The following is a 19,327-nucleotide window of genomic DNA, read 5'->3' as shown; positions in this document are numbered from 1 at the left end:
TGTCTCTTCGGCGTGTCCCCCTCAGAACGTGGAGCGCATTATAGGGAGATTAATTCGCAGCGCAAGTACTTTTTTCATTTTTTATTAAATTAATTTTTGAAGTTCCCAAAACTCATTATAGTTACTCCAATAAAGTGTTTGAAATCGCTGCGACAAAAGGTAAGTCGTGTTAGATTTCATAGAAAAATTTTCGGGACAAAAGAATGAAACGATTCTTAATAGGTGCGCTACTTTGTTTCTTATCACTGCACGCACTCGCAGGAAGCAAAATTGATATCAGCAGTTTGGAATCAGGCACCGACCTTACCGCTGAAATTTCGATCATATTAGACCCCGACAATCAACTGACTCTTGATGACTTTTCTTCGGCAAAAGTCCTTAATGAATTCACTCCTAATCACACCCCCTTTATCAATTTATCCAACAAAAGGGGTTCTTACTGGTTAAAGCTCTCATTAGTCAACCCTACACGTAAAGAGCAAGTTAACTATATAAAAGTAAGGGATCTAAAATTAGCAGACACCCGCGTATACCAGGCAATTGAAAGTAAGCACCCTGACAGAGCACCCGTCTTCTACAATACAACAGGAAATACCTTCAGAGGCCATGACGCAACCTATGTCCGAATAAAAGTCCCAGAAGAAACAGCAACCCTTAACTTAATTCGACTGGTTCCTGTATCCGACCAAAGAATTGAACTGCTCTTTTTAAACAAAGACGATTATCAACAAGACATACTTAAGAGCAATTGGCTTCAAGGGGTGTTCGCAGGAATACTGCTTACCTTGGTTACGACTTTACTCTACTTATATAGAACCAGCGGCAATAAGTCTCCATTAGCTGGTGCTACCGTTATATCTCTAATAGGACTCTTCTATACATCGTATACAGGTTTAAGCACTACGTTTTTCGGCTTAACCCTCCCACAGAACCTTGCGTTATTTTATTTTAGTTTCGGACTGGCCTTCTTCTCATACATTAGCCTGACACTGTATTTGTGCGATCTTCAAAAATTAATTAAACGCACCCTTCTCATAGCTATACCTTTTTCATTAGTTCTAATGATCACTTCCTACCAACTATATGCAAATCATGTAACGACCATCATAACCCCCACCCTTATTGCATGTTTAGCAATGAGTGTTTTGGGGATTCAGCAGCTAACAAGACGCAACCATATAGCCACAAACCTGATATTTAGCAGTCTATTGGCAAGCATTCTATTGACAGCAAACGCCATTCATACCCTTGGCATTACACCAGATATTTTAACACTGGGATTTGAAGACAGCCTTACTTTGGTCATTCTTAGTATGTTTGTCACAACTGGCATTGGAAAACTTCTGTTTATTCACGCTCAAAGTAGTAATCGTCAGTACCGTGAGAACAAGGTTCGAAGAGAACTAATTACAGCCAAGAACTCATTCCTAGCCCAGTTTAGCCATGAAATGCGTACCCCTCTGAATGGTGTAGTTGGGATGACAGAGCTACTCTTCGACACTCCACTAAGCAATAACCAGCGCGAATACATTGCGACCATTCAGGAATCAGGCGAACGTTTAATGACAATGATCAACGATGTGATTGACTACACTCGTATTGAATCAGGCGAACTTTCTTTGGTAGAACGAACCTTCGATTTACAAAGCGTCGTTGTTCAGTGTTTGACTGACTTTTCCAGAGAAGCAGAACAAAAGCAAATCGAGCTCATTACGGACATCTCAAACGACATTCCTCAAATGGTTCGTGGTGATAATGAGCGACTTCGCCAAATCCTCCACGGCCTGATCAGCCACCTATTTAACTTGATAGAACATGGCGAAATCATTGTCAGCGTTGAACCAGGAAAGAAACCCGATCAACTCAGGTTTCAAATCAGGGACACAGGTATTGGTTTTAAAAAGAATCAAAACGGAAGTCTTTTTGATGCCTATCAGCAAAGTAAAACCAATCTCAAGACATCGGATCTCAGTTTAAATCTCAGCATGATCCAAGAGCTTATCCATCTCATGGGAGGTGAGCTCAATATGGCGTCTGAATTTGGTAAAGGCAACGTCATTTGGTTTAGCGCCACCATGCCTGCCAGTGAGCTGGAAGCCGAAGATGAATTTGATGACTCAGTGCTCGAAGGGCTTCACTTACTCGCGGTAGATGATAATGTGTCAATTACCAAAGTTATTGCTCACCATGCACACTCTTGGGGGATGGAGACATCTATTGCTCACGGCGGCCCTGAAGCACTGGCCATTCTTAGAAATAAAGCCAGTCTCGAAGAAAAAATTGATGTCGTTATTCTCGACTATAAAATGCCAATTATGAACGGTATTGAATTGGCAGCTAAAATCAAAGAAGACAACCTGATCACCAATGATGTTCTGGTTATCATGCTAACCGGCCTGAATTTCACACCAAACAACGCGACGGTAAAAAACGCAGGCATTCGTCATATTCTAACCAAGCCGGTTTCCGGGAGCGCCCTCAAACAAGTCATTCTCAAAGGCTTAGGGCACATCACGCATTCGAATATGCCGGCTGAATTGTCACATCTAGAAGATTTAAATCGACATAAAACCCTAAAAGTGCTCATCGCAGAAGACAACCAAGTATCCACAAAAGTCATCTGCGGAATGCTAAGAAAAGTTGGCGTCAGTTATGAAGTCACTAATAATGGTGAACAGGCATACGAAGCTTTCCGAAGCGGTGACTTCAATATCGTCTTAATGGACTGTGAAATGCCCATCATGGATGGATTTGAAGCCACCCAAGCCATTCGCGACTGGGAAAAACGACACAAAAAAGTAGAAGTCCCTATTATTGCGCTGTCTGCGCACGTCATGCCTCAACAAAAAGCCATGTGTATGGACTGCGGCATGAATGATTACATAGAAAAGCCCATCGAACTAAGCACACTGAGAAGCAAGCTTAAAGATTGGGCTCCCGTAATTTCAGTTGTGGAAGAACACACAGAGTAAGACCCCGCTTTTTACGTCATAAAAACATGGTGAGGGTTCTTCCTATCGCTTACATGCAGGAAGTCCCTCCCCAAATTATCTCAAATGAATTACCATTAGCCCTTAGACTAAATTCTATCTACACACGTCTTCACTCTTATTTTCTGAACACTCTTTGTATAACAGGCAGCAGTATTCCAATGGGCGACCATCTCATTCATTTTTCAGCCGACCTAGCTCGTAGTCATGGTCTAGACCAAGCAATCGCCTATTCCGTAATGAAACAATTTCAGGAGTTTCGCCAAAATAAAAATGGCTGGGTTGCCATCAGCGATGAAGAATGGCAAGCAAAGCTACCGTTTTGGACATTAGAAAATATCCATCGCGCATTAAATCAGTTACGTATTCAAAACCTGCTTGAAATTCATCAAACAGGGAATACTCTTACGCCCAAGTGTTTATATCGTTTGATAAAAACTTCTCCTCGACCGCAAGGGCTGCCAATTGTTGAATCCGTTCCACGAAGCACAAATGCTCATGGTAAGAACACCCAAAATCAGAATGCTGCATTTAGCCGTTCTGGGCCAATGCCAGACCAATGGCATCCAGACCCACATGTACTACAACAATTAACTCGTCTAGGCATTCCCGAAAATTTTATACAAGAAGCTGTTCCTGAGTTTGTCACTTATTGGCGAGACAGTGGCAAGCACGCCATCAGCTGGGGTGCGAAATTCCAGGAGCGGGTACGCAAGCTCTGGATGGAACATGAAACCAAAGTCGCAAGCAATAAAATCCCAGCGCCAATTACCAAAGATTGGCACCCGAGTCAGGATGCCATGGATATTCTGGTCCGAGACGGTATTGACCCAGAATTCATCAAAGACAGTGTTGCCGAGTTTTTACTGTATTGGATAGAACGAGGAAGTGCTGAAATCACCTGGAACAATAAGTTCGTAAGCCACATACGTCATCAGTGGCAGAAATTCTGTTCAACAATTGAGCACTCAACCAATCCGACACGAATTCCTAAAAACTGGCAACCCAGTCAAGAGTGTTATGAAATCGCGCGCATGGCGCAGATTGACGGTCAATTTGCCCAAGAGCAGGTTAAGCCTTTTGTGTTATATTGGTCAGATACAAATCAAACATCCACATCGTGGAATACTAAGTTCGTTCAACACCTAAAATGGAGTTGGGCTAAACGTCATCAGTTGGAAAATATTGGTCAATCGGTGGGACATGAAAAAGGTTCAGGAAATCATCAATCCGGTCACTCAACAAATCAATCCTTCATCCAACGACATCAGGACACCAGCTGGGCAGACGAACTCTGAAAACAAACAGGGTTCACAACAACCTCCAACAGCTGACATGGTAGCAGCCATCACTTATTTGTTTGGCGCCTTTGAGTTGGCTTACCATAATCAATTCAAACGAGCATTTGGTGATCTCGACAGTTTGAAAAGCGCGAAACGACTCTGGGCAATGCAGCTTGCTCGATTCAAGCCAGAGCAGATCAAACGAGCCACAGATCAAGCCATTCAAACCAATAAGTTCATGCCATCACTGCCTGAAATTGTACAGATGTGTGAGCATGACTTATCTGAGTACGGACTACCTGATGATTATTCCGCGTATGTAGAAGCGTGCCGCGCCTCCAGCCCAAAAGAAAGATACAGTTGGAGCCACCCAGCCGTGTACTGGGCAGGCAGAGCTACAGGCTGGTTCTTACTACAAAGAGAGCCTGAACCGAAAGTACTGCCGATTTTTAAACGAAACTACGAGCAACTATGTACCAAAGTTCGCAATGGGGAGTCGTTAAAAATCATCGTAAATGAAGAAACACCCAAGCTTGAAAGTATTCCACTACCGAAAGAAGAGCAGATACAACATCTTGAAGCGCTCAGAAAAAAAACAGGCTTATAAAGAGCTTCGCTATTAAGCCTCTTTTGGTCTGAGAGCTATCAGTTCCTTTTCTTCCTGAGCAATCCGTTGAGCAGCCAAAATTCGGCGCTGTTGTTGTAATACGTACTGAATTAACTCTTCACTTAAGCGTTCATTTACACGTTCAAAGTTAATACGCACCATATACTTGGCGCCTTGAGGCCCAGGAATTGACAGCTCATCACTATCAATCACCCGTCCGGTTACTAAGACTCGGCGATGATCTGAGGTTAACAGCATATCGACCAATACAATGGTATCTGGTGACAAAGGCTCAACAGAAGGAAACCCGACTCCGCAAGCGCTTAAGCTTACGTTCACGGTACGATATTTTTGATGAAAACCGGCATCCAAGTGGGCTGCCACAGAATCAGCAAAAAAATTCAGCTTTTGATTAAGTAAATCCGCCAAAGCAGACAACTCTGATGATGTTTGTTTGAGACGAGTAATTTCTGAAGATATTTCAGCATCTAAAGCTCGAATATCCGGATCAGGCTCAATATTGAGATCCCCTTCAAGCCAAAGCTTTTCTTCAGTCAAAGAGAGTGCTCGATACCTTAAACTCACAGTATCAGCAATTCTAAAAAACCTACGACGGTCAACACCGCCATCATTCGGAGCTGTCTGTCCCATAAATCCTCTTACATTTTTATTATTATTGTGTGACTACTTATCTATAGTAATCTAGAAAATCTCTTCTGGCGACAATTCGTACAGCTCATCTGTCGGATCAAAGCCATCTTGATAAGGATCAAAGGTTTCGATTTGATCGACATGTTCTTGATAAGGGTCGTCTTTCACTATCACAATTTCAACACGACGATTCAGCTGACGCCCCTCTGGCGTCTCATTGTCAGCAATAGGTTTCGTTGAACCCCAGCCAACAACTTTGAAACGCTTGCGCTGAAACTCTTTAAATGCCAACAGCTCGTTTGCCAACGCTTGAGCCCGCGCGGAAGACAATTCGTAGTTATTGGAAAACGAACTTGCACTTGGCAAACCAACATCATCCGAATGCCCTTCAAAGCTCAATGTTCCCTCAACCATCAAAAGCATATCTTTTAACTTCGCCAAGACAGGGAAGAATTTATCATCCAGTACCGCGGAACCAGATTTAAACGACCCATTTTCTTGGATTCGGATCACAATACGACGATCTTTCGTCTCTACTTGGATAGACCCTTTACCCACTTCTTCTTGCATGTGAGTAGCAATTTCAATGGCATCTTTTTCGGCATCGGCTTTTGCTGCTTCCGCCTCATCCTTCACTTTACGATCTTCACGTAATCGCTGAGTATCTTCAGTGGCAATGTTCTGAGCTTCTGGGTCCTGACATTCCACATCAAGACTCTCTTTCGTGGTATCAGAAGTATCTTGATAAATAACGTTCAAAGGGGTGGGGTCGGGACGACCAGGACTAAACTCCTGTGCGATAATACTTGTCCCTTTAGGAATCTCAGCCAAGTTCTTAACGTTCTGAACACCAAAAGCATTCATTAAAGAACCCGCTAATCGTTTGAACCGAATGGCATCAATCTCAGCAAAGGAGAGCAGAAGTACGAAAAAGCACATCAGCAGCGACATCAAGTCGGCAAAGGTCATCACCCATGCGGGCGTCCCTGCTTTCTCTTTTTTCTTCGGTTCTTCGTCACTCATCCAGGAAGTCGCTCATAGATTAGTTCCTATCCAGTAATGCTTAGGTTGAAAACGACATCAACCTACTGGAATTAAATTTCTGGTGGGCGTTTACCTTCAGCCAAGTATGTGCGCAGCATTGACTCAATCACCTTTGGATTTTGTCCAGCCTGAATCGCCAACAAAGCGTCAATCACCATGCGTTTTGACATGGCTTCCTGTCCAGCGCGTAGATTAAGCTTATCCGCGACGGGTTGTGCAAACATATTCGCAATCATTGCGCCATATAAAGTCGTTAATAGTGCAACCGCCATCGCAGGACCAATGGATTTCGGATCATCCATGTTTGCCAACATTGCAACCAAACCAATCAAAGTACCAATCATCCCCATTGCAGGAGCCACTTCCCCTAACTGGGAGAAGATACTAGAGCCAGCATCATGACGCTCAACCGCTAAATTCATTTCTTTGGTTAACAGAGTTCTGACCACTTCTGGGTCATGACCATCTACTAACAACTGAATACCATTCATTAAAAACTTGTTTTCAGATTCTTTACCCTCTAAAGAAAGCAAGCCACCTTTACGGGCCTCCGCAGCCATATCCACAACTTCGGAGATCAAATCTTCAGGAGATTGTAGTTTGAACATAAACGCTTTAACGGCAATTTTACCTGCTGCCAGAAATTGCCCTAATTCATACTTCATCAAGACGGCAAAAAGGGTTCCACCCACTACAATCAGAAGCGATGGCACGTTCAAGAACATATGAGGCGCGCCACCAAGAACCATGGCAGCAATAACGATTGCAAAAGCACCAATTATTCCGACTAGTGTTGCTAAATCCACAAGATCCCTCTTTATTGACTGGGGCAAACAGAATGCAAAATAACAGAAAGCTCCACCAAACTTAATAGCAGTGTACTAGAGTTTTCCATCAACATCATGAACTTATATCGACTCGTTTATTAAAAACTTAAGGTTGTTTTTCATTTTTATAGGTTGCTTGAGTCACTCTAAGAATACTAGGATAATAGCGCAAGCTTTCCACTGATACAGAATATTTTATGACGGATATTAAGAACGACATCAACTTTGAGGCCTCTCTCGACGAGCTTGAAAAACTGGTTCAATCGTTAGAGAACGACAACCTCAGTCTAGACCAATCCCTGGCTACCTTCGAAAAGGGAATCAAGCTTTCTCGAACCTGCCAAAGCGCCTTGGATCAAGCTGAACAGAAAGTCACTGTATTATTAGGCGAAACAGAACAGCCATTTGATGCAGCGTCACTAAATAACGATTAATCAGACACTCACCTCAAGATACGAATAAAAGCACTTTGAATATCCGATCCTTAATGCAAAGCTCCGCCGAGCGCTGCAATCAGACCCTAGCACACTACTTGGCCCAACAGCCTGAAATCAGCCATTTGCGCACAGCTATGTCGTATAGCATCACGAATGGTGGAAAACGTTTCCGACCTGCTTTGGTCTATATGACACTCAAAGCGCTTGGTGTGTCTTTAGAAAAAGGGGACGATATCGCCGCCGCCATCGAGTGCATCCATACTTACTCATTAATCCATGATGATTTACCGGCTATGGATGATGATGAGCTTCGTCGAGGCAACCCAACCTGTCATATTAAGTTTGATGAAGCCACGGCAATTCTGGCTGGGGATGCTTTACAAACGCTGGCCTTCGAAATCATTGCGAACTCACAAAATCTCTCGGATTCGCAGAAAGTCCGGATTATCCAGGTACTATCCAAAGCATCCGGCCCAGCCGGTATGGTGGGTGGGCAAGCTCACGACCTTGATTCGGAAGGAAAACAGCTGACTCAAGTGGAGCTGGAAGCTATTCATAACAGAAAAACAGGTGCGCTGATTGCGGCCTGTACCGAGATGGCTTGTATTGCAGCCGATGCACCTAAGGCCATTCATACCACGCTGAAAGATTTCTCTCTGACTCTGGGACTCGCCTTTCAAGTATCCGATGACATCATCGACATCACCAGTTCAACAGAAGTGTTAGGAAAGCAACAAGGCTCAGATCACGAGCTCGATAAAGCGACTTACCCTAAACTATTAACATTGGATGGTGCGCAAGCCTATCTCAGTCAACTGAAAGAGAAGGCATTAACGCTGCTTAACCAAGCTGAGCTTAACTGTTCAGAGCAGCTGATCTCATTAACGCACTTCGTTGCTGATCGTGACCATTAACCTAGGAAACCTCTGAATAAGTCCCTCTCTGCTCAGGCCTATAAGAGAAGTAATAAATGTGTCCTGTCGATTTCTCAGAAGTTAGCACATTGCTACTTTGTCGCTTTTCAGCTTTGTAGTAGAATGCGCCGTCTAACCTACGGGCCTGACTAGGTAATCAATCCAAGATGATTTTCCATAAAATCCCTGAAAGCCGTCCAGATACACCATTACTGGATAGCATTGATCGTCCAGAACAATTGCGACAAATGTCCTCTGCCACTTTGCCACAACTGGCAAAAGAGCTCAGAGAGTATTTGCTGTACTCTGTCGGTCAATCGGGTGGACATTTTGGCGCAGGTCTTGGCGTGGTTGAACTAAGCATCGCCTTACACTACGTATTTAATACGCCGGAAGACAGATTAGTCTGGGACGTAGGACATCAAGCCTACCCTCATAAAATTTTGACCGGTCGTCGAGAACAAATGACCAGTATTCGCCAAGCCGGTGGATTAGCAGCATTTCCTCGTCGTTCGGAAAGTGAATTCGACACCTTTGGTGTAGGCCACTCAAGTACCTCGATTGGTGCCGCCTTAGGTATGGCGTTGGCTGCGAAACACAAGGGTGAAGATCGCAAAGCGGTTGCCATTATTGGTGATGGTGCGATGACCGCGGGTATGGCTTTCGAAGCCATGACCCACGCGGGGGACAGCGGCGCAGACATGTTGGTTATTCTGAACGACAACGACATGTCTATTTCAGAAAACGTCGGCGGGCTTTCAAATTATCTGGCTCGCCTGCTTTCCTCGCGCTCCTACAATAACTTGCGTGATAACAGCAAAAAGATCCTTCACGATTTACCGCCCGTTTATGAATTAGCCAAAAAAACCGAAGAGCATCTTCTAAAAGGCATGACCACACCCGGCACCATGTTTGAAGAACTCGGTTTTAACTATATTGGTCCAATTGACGGTCACAATATCGAACTGTTAACGGAAACACTGGCTAATATGAAGTCATTGTCCGGCCCTCAGTTTCTACATATTGTGACCAAGAAAGGAAAAGGCTTCTCTCCAGCAGAAGCTGATCCGATCGGCTACCACGCCATTAACAAGCTACCAAATAAAAATGAGCGCAGTTCTAAGACACCAAAACCAAGCCTTCCAAAATACTCCAACATTTTTGGTCAATGGCTTTGCGACATGGCAGAACACGATCAGCGCTTAATCGGTATCACACCGGCGATGCGCGAAGGTTCTGATCTTATTAAGTTCAGCGAAAAGTTTCCTGATCGATATCATGACGTTGCCATTGCCGAGCAACACGCAGTGACTTTGGCTGCAGGCTTAGCCTGTGAAAACCTAAAACCAGTAGTCGCGATCTATTCGACGTTTTTACAACGTGCCTACGACCAATTAATTCATGATGTGGCTATTCAGGACTTGGATGTTCTGTTTGCCATTGACCGCGCCGGTTTGGTTGGAGAAGACGGACCTACGCACGCAGGTAGCTTTGACCTTGCTTTCCTTCGATGCATTCCAGGTATGGTCATTATGGCACCGTCCAATGAAGATCAAACTCGTAAAATGCTGAGTACTGGTTACCTCTATGAAGGCCCGGCAGCTGTTCGATACCCACGAGGCACAGGCCCGGGTGTTGAAATATCCGAAAGTTTGGCACCGATTGAAATCGGTAAGAGCGAGACTCTGCTTACCGGCAAGAAAGTTGCCATCCTAGCGTTCGGTTCAATGGTTGAAACCTCTCGCAAAATTGCAGAAAAGAATGGTTACACCTTAGTCGATATGCGCTTCGTTAAGCCCTTGGACGAGGCTGCGATTCTAGAAGCTAGAGCTAATCATGATCTTCTGGTTACCGTCGAAGAAAACTCCATCATGGGGGGCGCAGGTTCAGCAGTGAACGAATTTCTGAACAGCCAGTATTTGACAGGCAACATAATTAATCTTGGTTTACCAGACTACTATGTTGAGCATGGAAAGCCGGAAAGTATGCTAAAAGAATGTGGTTTGGATGCCGAAGGAATTGAGGCATCAATCAACAAAGCGCTTACAGCATATGAAGGAAAGCAGCATATTTCAGCGGTTGCCAATCAAAGCTAATGCATTAAGAGCAGACTGTTAAAAATTCTGCTCTAACACCATGAAGCCTTTTTCGTGCTTGATATTCACATGCTGTAAGAAGGTCATACCGAGTAAAATTTCTCCCGTAAAGCCAGACTCTAATACAACACATCGTACATAACTGGCTTTTAAGGCCCCAACCTTCACAAGATCCAACGTCACCGGATAACCAATCACTCGGCCACCTGCAGTACCAACATAAATAGGATTACTGCGATCCACAGGGATACCCAAACGTTGAGCCTCCTCCATAGACATAGAAATCGAAGTTGCACCCGTATCAACCAAGAAACGTACTGGACGGCCATTAATGCTGCCCGAAGTAAGGTATTGCCCGTTGTTCTGCTGAATACTAACCGTCGCCTTTTTAGGTGCCTGATACTGCCCCGAGATATGGCCTGATAAGCCCAAAACCTTTTTCTGCCCATCAACCAGAACTACCGCCTGCTTGGCATCCGCACTGATCAGTTTAACGCCTCCAGATGTCTGACCAACACGAAGAATCTTCTGAGAGCCATTAATCTTCAGCACCGCCATATTATTCATCAGGCCTTCCACATGAATACTCGTCTCTGCAAGCGTCACAGAGGAAATCAACAGCAAAGAAAAAGCAGCCAAACGAGAACGAAGTAACTTTGGAATCAGAGCATTAACCCGAAGAACAACAGCACATAGTTTTTGCAAAATAACACCTTATAGGGGCAACCAACCGGAGACTAGAATCAATTGCAACACAACCAACGACATCAATCCAGCCAGAATGTCGTCCAACATAATACCCAGACCACCCTCGACTTTCTGATCTGCCCATTTAATTGGCCAAGGTTTAATAATGTCGAAAAAACGGAACAGAGCAAAACCAATCAAAGCCACCAACCAGTGTTTCGGCGCAAAAATAAATGTTATCCACAAGCCTGAGAACTCATCCCAAACAATACCGCCATAGTCATGAACACCCAAACGACGCGCACTTTCGCCACATAGGTAAATCCCCAAAGGAATGCTTGAAACCACGACCGCTATGTACCAATACAAGCTCATGTCCGCCAACATAAACCAGTAAATCACCAATGCCATTAAGGTACCAAAGGTGCCCGGCGCTTTCGGACTCAACCCGGAACCTAAACCAAAGGCAAAAAAATGAACCGGATCTTTCATGATTTGGCTTGGTGATAACGAAATTTTCTCACCCATAGACAGATATCCTTATTTGAACTATCTCTTTTTACTTATTCTGAAAAGCGCTTATTCATTCTGAAAATGGTTATAGCCTAAGCGCGTCACATCAATAACAGCATTCTTTACCTGAACAGAGGCTTCAGTATTTGAAGACGCGACAGAACCGACTCGAGTGATCGGAATATTTAATATCCTGGACAAAAATCGTACAGCGTCGCAGGCCTCTACCGGAGCAGTAAAAGCTAACTCATAATCATCGCCACCTGTCAGAGCCCACTCAACGGCCTGGTGTTTGTCGAAGCTATTTAATAAAGCATCAGACAACGGCAACAAATGAGCATCCACCATAATGGAGACATCACTCGCCTCAGCAATGTGTGTCAAATCAGCTAATAACCCGTCCGATACATCCAACATCGCATGAGCCACGCCAGACAAGGCATCACCTAATTCCACTCTTGGGGTAGGTCGGTGAAAGCGTTGAATCAAATAGTTTTTATGTTCGTCGAGAGTCAAAGTGTTACGATCCAACCAAAGCTTCAAACCCGCCGCCGCATCGCCCAATGAACCCGACACATACACATCATCCCCCACCTTCGCGCCATCTCGATACACGGGATCAGGACAAGAACCGTGCGCTTGTATGGTGATAGTCAATGGGCCTTTGGTGGTATCACCACCCACAAGCGAAATCTGATGTTTTCGAGCTAAGTTTTCCATGCCGGAAATGAATGCAGACAACCACGCTTGCTCTACCTTAGGCAGTGTAATTGCTAGCGTATAAAAGAGAGGGGTTGCTGACATAGCAGCAAGATCACTGAGATTCACCGCCAAACAGCGGTAACCAAGATCATCTGGTGGAATATCCGGTGTGAAGTGAACGCCTTCCACCAGAGTATCAATAGAAAAGGCCAGGTTACCCTGACCTTTCCAGACCGCAGCATCATCCCCAATCTTCTTTAAAAATGAGGAGGATGCCTGCTCTTCTCTACCTAATTCTTGGAGTGGCTGGAAGAGCGTTTTGATCAGCGTGAATTCATCCATGAGAGACTGTATGGATTACTTAGCTCGACCGCGCTGCTTTTCTTCCATACGCGCACGTCCAGCCAATTTATCCAATACGCCATTCACGTATTTATGACCGTCTTCACCGCCGAAGTTTTTCGCCAGGTCAATAGCTTCGTTGATAACAACTCGGTATGGCACATCCAAACGATGCATCAACTCATACGCACCAATACGCAAAATGGCACGTTCAATTGGATCGACCTGATCTTCAGTACGATCCAGAAACAGCACATACGCAGAATCCAACTCAGTCAGCTTTTTAGGGATCTCATGTAATAGCTCAGAGAAATACGGTTTATCGTATTTCTTCGATTCATTATCCACTAAAAATTGCGCTTCAATGGTCGTGATTGAATCTTTGTTCATGTGCCATTGGTACAATGCCTGTACTAGCAGGCAGCGAGATTCATGTCGCGCAGCAGCTGGCCCTTTGCGACCACCACCCGGCTTCCCTTTCCGAGGACCTTTTGAGCCACCTTTAGGAGAAGTGGTTTTGCCTTGCTCGTTCATTTCGCTTTTAGCCATGCTTAGTTCACCTGCTTTAATAAGCTAACCATTTCGAAGGCGCTCATTGCCGCTTCTTCACCTTTGTTACCGGCCTTGGTACCTGCACGCTCAATCGCTTGCTCAATGCTATCCACAGTCAACACACCAAATGCAACAGGAATACCGTATTGCAATGCCAATTGACCCAATCCTTTTGTACATTCACCTGACACGTACTCGAAATGTGGTGTACCACCACGAATCACCGCGCCTAGCGTAATGATTGCATCGTATTTACCTGTTTCCGCCACTTTTTTAACCGTTAACGGAATTTCCATTGCACCCGGGCAACGAATGATAGTGATATCGTCTTCTGATACACCGTGACGCTTCAAAGAATCAACCGCGCCTTCAACCAGGCTTTCAACAACGAACGCATTCCAACGCCCAACAACCAACGCATACTTACCTTGGTTTGGTGTCATATCACCTTCAATAACTTTAATTTGAGACATGCTTTTTACCATTTGATGTTAACTATTTAACTGTCGAATAAGTCGTAACTCTTATTTGGATGATGTGTTTGAACTACATCATCCAAATATCACCCAGGCGGATCATCCCCAGGCGATAATATTTTACTCGGCGTCCGGTTCGATAAAGTTCACCAGTTCCAGATCAAATCCAGATAACGCACTGAACTTCATTGGAGAACTCATTACATCCATCTTACGGATACCCAGATGACGCAGAATCTGTGAACCGGTGCCGATGGTTTGATACGCACCAGAAACACCTTGGCCAGCTGTACGATGCGGCTTTTGAGGACAAAGTAACTTATCCAGGCTACCAGCCAAGTCCATCTGTCCGTCCATATCCAACATCACGATCACACCTTGATCTCGCTCAGCGATGTACTTCATCACCGCATCAATAGACCAGGACACACGATCTTTCTGAGTTGCACGCAGAATATCGCGCATAGGATCAAGGACATGCACACGAACCGGCACTGCGTCTTCTTCGCTCCACTCACCGCGAGTCATTGCCAGGTGACGATGACCATGAATCGAATCTTTAAATTCATGCAACGTGAAGTCACCAAATTCAGTATCAATGTTTTCTTTACGCACCTCTTCAATAGTGTGCTCATTCATCATGCGATAGTGAATCAAGTCAGCGATCGTACCCACTTTCAGATCATGCTCTTTAGCAAACTCTTCAAGATCTGGACGACGCGCCATGGTGCCATCTTCATTCATGATTTCAACAATCGCAGCCGCAGGCGTCAAACCAGCCAAACGAGCCAGATCACAACCGGCTTCGGTGTGACCTGCACGACTCAACACACCACCCGGTTGAGCACGCAGCGGGAAAATATGACCCGGCTGAACAATTGCGTCCGCAGGTGATTCAGGATCAACCGCAACACGAATGGTATGCGAACGATCCGCGGCTGAAATCCCGGTGGTTACCCCTTCACGGGCTTCAATCGATACCGTAAACGGCGTGCTGAATTGAGCGCTGTTATCGCTCACCATTGGTGGCAAACCTAGAAAATCGCAGCGCTCTCCGGTTAACGTAAGGCAAATCAGACCACGTGCTTTCGAGGCCATAAAGTTCACGATTTCAGGCGTGACTTTTTCCGCCGCAACGATGATATCGCCTTCATTTTCACGATCTTCATCATCCATCAGGATAACCATTTTACCCTGGCGAATATCTTCAATGATTTCTTCAATACTATTTAGGGACATTCTCTAGCCTTTTGAGCAGTTGGATGCGTGATAGAGGAGTTCTTCCTACTTATCGCTTTGTTCTTCCTATGAAGCCATGTTCCGCCAAAAAGCCCATGCTAATGTTGCTTTTTGGCTGACTTCCCGAATCATCAGAACCTTGAGTCAGCAGACGCTCCAGATAACGAGCGACGACATCAACCTCAAGATTCACCCTGTCTCCCACTTTGTAGTTCTTAATAATAGTTTCTTGTTGAGTGTGTGGGATCACATTCAACACAAAATCATCGCCAATAAGATCGTTAACAGTGAGACTGCAACCATCCAGAGTAATGGACCCTTTCTTAGCGATGTAACGAGCCAATTCTGCGTCTGGTCTCACTACAATACGGACGGAACGCGCAGACGGTTCTAACTGAACAATTTCACCTTGCCCATCCACATGACCACTAACAATGTGCCCTCCAAAACGGGAGGTCGGCAACATCGCTTTTTCCAAATTCACTTCCGCGCCTGGCGCAAGCTGATCCAGCCCAGTCAACGATAAAGATTCCAACGACACATCAGCCGTAAATTCAGCCGAGTTAAAATCAACCACAGTCAAACAAACGCCGTTCACGGCAATACTGTCACCGAGCTTTACGTCAGACATATCAAGACTTTTTACAGCAATCGTTACCGCGACATCGCCACCTTTGACGACTTTTTTCTTTAGTTGACCTAAAGCTTCAATAATTCCAGTAAACACGTACTATTTCCTAAAAACTGTCCTAAATGGCCATCTTAAATAACTACCCTAAAGAACGAGCTGGTTTGCTGATAATCCGAAGGTCTTCGCCCATTGGCGACACTTCTTCAAAAGTTAACGGAATCGCCTGATTCATGCTCTCCAATGGCAATGTCGTCAGCGGTCGGGCATTCGCCCCCATGAGCTTAGGGGCAATATAGGTCCAACACTCATCCACAAGTTTTTCTTCGAGGAAGCTTGTAGATAATTGAGCCCCGGCTTCCACCAGCACTTCATTAATCGAGCGTTCTTCAGCCAATTGTTTTAATAACGCAGCCAGCTGAATGTGCTTGCCGGTCATTTGAGTCCAGACAGTAACACCTGCCTTTTCCAGTTGAGTTTTCTTTGCCTGATCGGCTTGATCAGAGCACACAACTATTGTCTCGCCCGGCAAGGTTAAGATCTTAGCGCTCTCAGGAATGCGAAGTTGCGTATCAAGAACAAGTCGTAACGGCTGATGCTTGACTACTTCCTTTGCAAGATCGCTCTTTAATCCCAACTCATCGGCACGAAGGGTTAAAGATGAGTCATCGTGAATAATCGACTCTACACCCGTGATAATGGCATCGCTCATTGCGCGCAGACGTTGTACATCTGACCGAGCTTCCGCCCCCGTAATCCATTTGCTTTCACCGGACGCCATCGCAGTACGTCCATCCAAGCTCATCGCTTGTTTAATCCGCACATAAGGAAGACCGGTTTCCATGCGTTTTAGGAAACCAGGATTGAGATCTCGCGCTTCGTCTTCCAGAATCCCGGAGACAACTGAAATGCCGGCGTCTTCAATACGCTGTAATCCTCTCCCCGCCACTTCCGGATTTGGGTCTTTCATCGCCGCAACAACCCGAGAAACTCCCGCCTTAATCAAGGCATCGCAACATGGCGGAGTACGTCCAAAGTGGCTGCATGGTTCCAACGTCACATAGGCCGTCGCACCTACAGCATTCTCGCCCGCATCACGTAGGGCATGAACTTCTGCATGAGGTTCACCGGCTCGAAAGTGAAAACCCCGACCAACCACATGATCATCTTTAACAATGACACACCCCACACGAGGATTAGGATGAGTGGTATACAAGCCCTCTTTAGCCAGCTCTATGGCCTGAGACATCCACTTTTCGTCTTCGATGTTAATGGCTTCCGGATTGATCACTTTACTGGCTCCGAAGACGCATTGGATAGCATGTCGATTTCCTTACGGAATTCATCAATGTCCTGAAAACTGCGATATACAGAGGCGAAGCGCACATAAGCAACCTGATCGAGTTGACGTAGCGCTTCCATCACGGCTTCACCCACCAGCAACGACGGAATTTCACGTTCACCAGTTGCACGCAGTCGATGTTTGATTTTGAGAATAGCAGATTCTATATCGTCGAAACTCACCGGACGTTTTTCTAACGCACGTTGAATTCCGGCTCGAAGTTTTTCTTCATTGAAGGGCTCGCGAGTACCATCTTGTTTAATCACTCGCGGCATCAGGAGTTCAGCTACCTCATAGGTAGTAAAACGTTCATTACACTTCAGACATTCGCGACGACGTCGAACCTGTTCACCGTCACTGATCAAACGGGAATCAATTACCTTGGTTTCTTTGTAGCCACAAAACGGACAATACATGTGAACCTCTGAAGTTAAAGAGCTGAAGAATCGATCTTGTTCGCTAAAACACACCCAACCAAAACAATAGGATCGATACTGTTGGGGCAATACAGTTAAGTAAAGCGCCGCTATTGTAATTTCACTTGGCCTAAAACGCAAAAAGCTTCGATACGAATTTCTTCGTATCGAAGCTTTTCAGCAAACCTCACGGTTTGCAGGTTCAATCTGGATTCATTTATAGAAACAAATCAGACCAAACGATTATTTGTATACAGGCTTCTGCTTACAAATATTTAGTACTTTTTGTTTTACTTCTGCAATTGCAGCAGATGCATCACCAGACTCAAGGCCATCCAGTACATCACAGATCCAGCCAGCAAGCTCAGCTGATTCTGCTTCTTCGAAACCACGGCTAGTGATTGCAGGCGTACCAATACGAAGACCAGACGTAACAAACGGTGAACGAGGATCATTTGGAACCGCATTCTTGTTCACTGTGATGTTCGCTTCACCTAGTGCAGCGTCCGCATCTTTACCAGTGTACTCTTTACCGATCAGATCAACTAGGAACAAGTGATCATCAGTACCGCCAGAAACTACGTTAATGCCACGCTCAATGAATACATTCGCCATTGCTTGTGCGTTCTTAACTACTTGCGCTTGATACGCTTTGTACTCGTCAGACATCGCCTCTTTAAAGCATACTGCTTTAGCCGCGATCACGTGCATCAATGGGCCACCTTGTGACTCAGGGAATACCGCAAAGTTAAGTTTTTTGTTCAATTCCTCGTCTTCTTTCGCAAGGATCAAACCACCGCGAGGACCACGCAATGTTTTGTGCGTCGTGGTAGTAACAACGTCAGCAAAAGGAACCGGGCTTGGGTAGACACCAGCAGCAATCAAACCTGCAACGTGCGCCATATCAACGAAAAGATACGCATCGACTTTGTCCGCGATATCACGGAAACGCTGCCAATCAACTACACGAGAGTACGCAGAGAAACCAGCAACGATCATTTTTGGCTTGTGCTCTAGAGCCAAACGCTCTACTTCGTCGTAATCAATCTCACCCGTTTCTGGGTTCAGGCCGTACTGAACTGCATCATAGATACGACCAGAGAAAGAAACCGCTGCACCGTGAGTCAAGTGACCGCCGTGAGCAAGGCTCATACCTAGAACTTTGTCGCCTGGCTTACATAGAGACATGTAAACCGCTGCGTTTGCTTGAGAACCAGAGTGTGGCTGAACGTTTGCGTAACCTGCACCGAACAACTCTTTCGCACGGTCGATTGCCAATTGCTCAACAACGTCCACGTACTCACAACCGCCGTAGTAACGCTTGCCTGGGTAACCTTCAGCGTACTTGTTAGTAAGCTGAGAACCTTGTGCTTCCATTACACGAGGACTGGTATAGTTTTCAGATGCAATAAGCTCGATGTGCTCTTCTTGGCGAACACGTTCGCTTTCCATTGCAGACCATACATCTGGGTCGAAATCAGCAATATTCATATCACGAGTAAACATGGGCGTCCTCTGATTCTATCAAGTGAGGTTGACCACTCAGTCAGCTATTTTACTGGGCTCCCAGCGGTTTTCAGC

General features: G+C 45.2%; 19 protein-coding genes. 6 read left to right on the top strand and 13 right to left on the bottom strand.

Annotated features, from left to right (window positions below; genetic code table 11):
- The first annotated feature begins 203 nt into the window (after positions 1-203).
- The 3 genes from ACFOEK_RS15430 to ACFOEK_RS15420 all read left to right on the top strand — a co-directional run bounded on the left by ACFOEK_RS15430 (position 204) and on the right by ACFOEK_RS15420 (position 4,880).
- Entirely contained in the window at positions 204-2,972 is a 2,769-nt protein-coding gene (locus ACFOEK_RS15430) for a response regulator (RefSeq protein WP_386722351.1), read from the top strand.
- A gap of 179 nt (positions 2,973-3,151) precedes the next feature.
- Positions 3,152-4,288: a DnaT-like ssDNA-binding domain-containing protein gene (locus tag ACFOEK_RS15425; RefSeq protein ID WP_386722350.1), complete on the top strand. Its 1,137-nt coding sequence runs from the start codon at positions 3,152-3,154 to the stop codon at positions 4,286-4,288.
- A complete protein-coding gene (locus ACFOEK_RS15420; RefSeq protein ID WP_386722349.1) occupies positions 4,194-4,880 on the top strand; it encodes a replication protein P in 687 nt (228 codons plus the stop codon). The genes ACFOEK_RS15425 and ACFOEK_RS15420 overlap by 95 nt, the downstream gene beginning before the upstream one ends.
- Before the next feature lie 12 nt (positions 4,881-4,892).
- Here ACFOEK_RS15420 and ACFOEK_RS15415 read toward each other — a convergent pair whose 3' ends face one another.
- From ACFOEK_RS15415 to pomA, 3 genes are all read right to left on the bottom strand, one after another.
- Entirely contained in the window at positions 4,893-5,531 is a 639-nt protein-coding gene (locus ACFOEK_RS15415) for a PilZ domain-containing protein (RefSeq protein WP_386722348.1), read from the bottom strand.
- 51 nt (positions 5,532-5,582) lie between these two features.
- Complete coding sequence (locus tag ACFOEK_RS15410) at positions 5,583-6,554, bottom strand: MotB family protein (protein WP_386722347.1); 972 nt, start codon at positions 6,552-6,554, stop codon at positions 5,583-5,585.
- Positions 6,555-6,625: 71 nt separating this feature from the next.
- Positions 6,626-7,381, bottom strand: coding sequence for a flagellar motor protein PomA (gene pomA / locus ACFOEK_RS15405; protein ID WP_386722346.1), 756 nt, complete (start codon positions 7,379-7,381; stop codon positions 6,626-6,628).
- A gap of 218 nt (positions 7,382-7,599) precedes the next feature.
- Here pomA and ACFOEK_RS15400 point away from each other — a divergent pair, with 218 nt between their 5' ends.
- The 3 genes from ACFOEK_RS15400 (at position 7,600) to dxs (ending at position 10,849) form a co-directional block, all read left to right on the top strand.
- Positions 7,600-7,836, top strand: a complete 237-nt coding sequence (locus ACFOEK_RS15400) for an exodeoxyribonuclease VII small subunit (RefSeq protein ID WP_386722345.1) — start codon at positions 7,600-7,602, stop codon at positions 7,834-7,836.
- Between the two features lie 53 nt (positions 7,837-7,889).
- Positions 7,890-8,753, top strand: a complete 864-nt coding sequence (locus ACFOEK_RS15395) for a polyprenyl synthetase family protein (RefSeq protein WP_386722344.1) — start codon at positions 7,890-7,892, stop codon at positions 8,751-8,753.
- Between the two features lie 167 nt (positions 8,754-8,920).
- Positions 8,921-10,849 (top strand): 1-deoxy-D-xylulose-5-phosphate synthase, encoded by a 1,929-nt coding sequence (gene dxs / locus ACFOEK_RS15390; protein ID WP_386722343.1) that lies wholly within the window; start codon positions 8,921-8,923, stop codon positions 10,847-10,849.
- An 18-nt stretch (positions 10,850-10,867) separates the two neighbouring features.
- Here dxs and ACFOEK_RS15385 read toward each other — a convergent pair whose 3' ends face one another.
- The 10 genes from ACFOEK_RS15385 to glyA all read right to left on the bottom strand — a co-directional run bounded on the left by ACFOEK_RS15385 (position 10,868) and on the right by glyA (position 19,252).
- Entirely contained in the window at positions 10,868-11,554 is a 687-nt protein-coding gene (locus tag ACFOEK_RS15385) for a retropepsin-like aspartic protease family protein (RefSeq protein ID WP_386722342.1), read from the bottom strand.
- A 9-nt stretch (positions 11,555-11,563) separates the two neighbouring features.
- Positions 11,564-12,064, bottom strand: coding sequence for a phosphatidylglycerophosphatase A family protein (locus tag ACFOEK_RS15380; RefSeq protein ID WP_386722341.1), 501 nt, complete (start codon positions 12,062-12,064; stop codon positions 11,564-11,566).
- Positions 12,065-12,115: 51 nt separating this feature from the next.
- The gene (thiL, locus tag ACFOEK_RS15375; RefSeq protein ID WP_386722340.1) at positions 12,116-13,093 is read right to left on the bottom strand and encodes a thiamine-phosphate kinase; all 978 of its coding nucleotides are present in this window, start codon (positions 13,091-13,093) and stop codon (positions 12,116-12,118) included.
- 15 nt (positions 13,094-13,108) lie between these two features.
- Positions 13,109-13,642 (bottom strand): transcription antitermination factor NusB, encoded by a 534-nt coding sequence (gene nusB, locus ACFOEK_RS15370; RefSeq protein ID WP_449280225.1) that lies wholly within the window; start codon positions 13,640-13,642, stop codon positions 13,109-13,111.
- Between the two features lie 2 nt (positions 13,643-13,644).
- Positions 13,645-14,118 (bottom strand): 6,7-dimethyl-8-ribityllumazine synthase, encoded by a 474-nt coding sequence (gene ribH / locus ACFOEK_RS15365; RefSeq protein ID WP_386722339.1) that lies wholly within the window; start codon positions 14,116-14,118, stop codon positions 13,645-13,647.
- Positions 14,119-14,241: 123 nt separating this feature from the next.
- Entirely contained in the window at positions 14,242-15,360 is a 1,119-nt protein-coding gene (gene ribBA / locus ACFOEK_RS15360; protein ID WP_386722338.1) for a bifunctional 3,4-dihydroxy-2-butanone-4-phosphate synthase/GTP cyclohydrolase II, read from the bottom strand.
- A gap of 49 nt (positions 15,361-15,409) precedes the next feature.
- On the bottom strand, positions 15,410-16,087 hold the full coding sequence (locus ACFOEK_RS15355; RefSeq protein ID WP_386722337.1) for a riboflavin synthase: 678 nt from the start codon (positions 16,085-16,087) through the stop codon (positions 15,410-15,412).
- 43 nt (positions 16,088-16,130) lie between these two features.
- On the bottom strand, positions 16,131-17,279 hold the full coding sequence (gene ribD / locus ACFOEK_RS15350) for a bifunctional diaminohydroxyphosphoribosylaminopyrimidine deaminase/5-amino-6-(5-phosphoribosylamino)uracil reductase RibD (RefSeq protein WP_386722336.1): 1,149 nt from the start codon (positions 17,277-17,279) through the stop codon (positions 16,131-16,133).
- Entirely contained in the window at positions 17,276-17,746 is a 471-nt protein-coding gene (gene nrdR / locus ACFOEK_RS15345) for a transcriptional regulator NrdR (RefSeq protein ID WP_386722335.1), read from the bottom strand. The genes ribD and nrdR overlap by 4 nt, the downstream gene beginning before the upstream one ends.
- A gap of 243 nt (positions 17,747-17,989) precedes the next feature.
- The gene (glyA, locus tag ACFOEK_RS15340) at positions 17,990-19,252 is read right to left on the bottom strand and encodes a serine hydroxymethyltransferase (protein ID WP_386722334.1); all 1,263 of its coding nucleotides are present in this window, start codon (positions 19,250-19,252) and stop codon (positions 17,990-17,992) included.
- Positions 19,253-19,327 lie beyond the last annotated feature (75 nt).

Origin of the sequence: Litoribrevibacter euphylliae (genome assembly GCF_042646085.1) — a bacterium.
Lineage (GTDB): Bacteria > Pseudomonadota > Gammaproteobacteria > Pseudomonadales > Litoribrevibacteraceae > Litoribrevibacter > Litoribrevibacter euphylliae.
Note: the sequence above shows the minus strand (reverse complement) of the source record. Positions and strands in the feature narration are given on the sequence as shown.

Excerpts from the sequence above, each read along its gene's own strand:
- nrdR (WP_386722335.1), bottom strand. The coding sequence starts at position 17,746 with ATGTATTGTCCGTTTTGTGGCTACAAAGAAACCAAGGTAATTGATTCC.
- dxs (WP_386722343.1), top strand. The coding sequence starts at position 8,921 with ATGATTTTCCATAAAATCCCTGAAAGCCGTCCAGATACACCATTACTG.
- glyA (WP_386722334.1), bottom strand. The coding sequence starts at position 19,252 with ATGTTTACTCGTGATATGAATATTGCTGATTTCGACCCAGATGTATGG.
- ACFOEK_RS15400 (WP_386722345.1), top strand. The coding sequence starts at position 7,600 with ATGACGGATATTAAGAACGACATCAACTTTGAGGCCTCTCTCGACGAG.
- ACFOEK_RS15415 (WP_386722348.1), bottom strand. The coding sequence starts at position 5,531 with ATGGGACAGACAGCTCCGAATGATGGCGGTGTTGACCGTCGTAGGTTT.
- ribH (WP_386722339.1), bottom strand. The coding sequence starts at position 14,118 with ATGTCTCAAATTAAAGTTATTGAAGGTGATATGACACCAAACCAAGGT.
- thiL (WP_386722340.1), bottom strand. The coding sequence starts at position 13,093 with ATGGATGAATTCACGCTGATCAAAACGCTCTTCCAGCCACTCCAAGAA.
- ACFOEK_RS15425 (WP_386722350.1), top strand. The coding sequence starts at position 3,152 with ATGGGCGACCATCTCATTCATTTTTCAGCCGACCTAGCTCGTAGTCAT.
- ACFOEK_RS15430 (WP_386722351.1), top strand. The coding sequence starts at position 204 with ATGAAACGATTCTTAATAGGTGCGCTACTTTGTTTCTTATCACTGCAC.
- ACFOEK_RS15420 (WP_386722349.1), top strand. The coding sequence starts at position 4,194 with ATGAAAAAGGTTCAGGAAATCATCAATCCGGTCACTCAACAAATCAAT.
- ACFOEK_RS15380 (WP_386722341.1), bottom strand. The coding sequence starts at position 12,064 with ATGGGTGAGAAAATTTCGTTATCACCAAGCCAAATCATGAAAGATCCG.
- ribBA (WP_386722338.1), bottom strand. The coding sequence starts at position 15,360 with ATGTCCCTAAATAGTATTGAAGAAATCATTGAAGATATTCGCCAGGGT.
- nusB (WP_449280225.1), bottom strand. The coding sequence starts at position 13,642 with ATGGCTAAAAGCGAAATGAACGAGCAAGGCAAAACCACTTCTCCTAAA.
- ACFOEK_RS15410 (WP_386722347.1), bottom strand. The coding sequence starts at position 6,554 with ATGAGTGACGAAGAACCGAAGAAAAAAGAGAAAGCAGGGACGCCCGCA.
- ACFOEK_RS15395 (WP_386722344.1), top strand. The coding sequence starts at position 7,890 with ATGCAAAGCTCCGCCGAGCGCTGCAATCAGACCCTAGCACACTACTTG.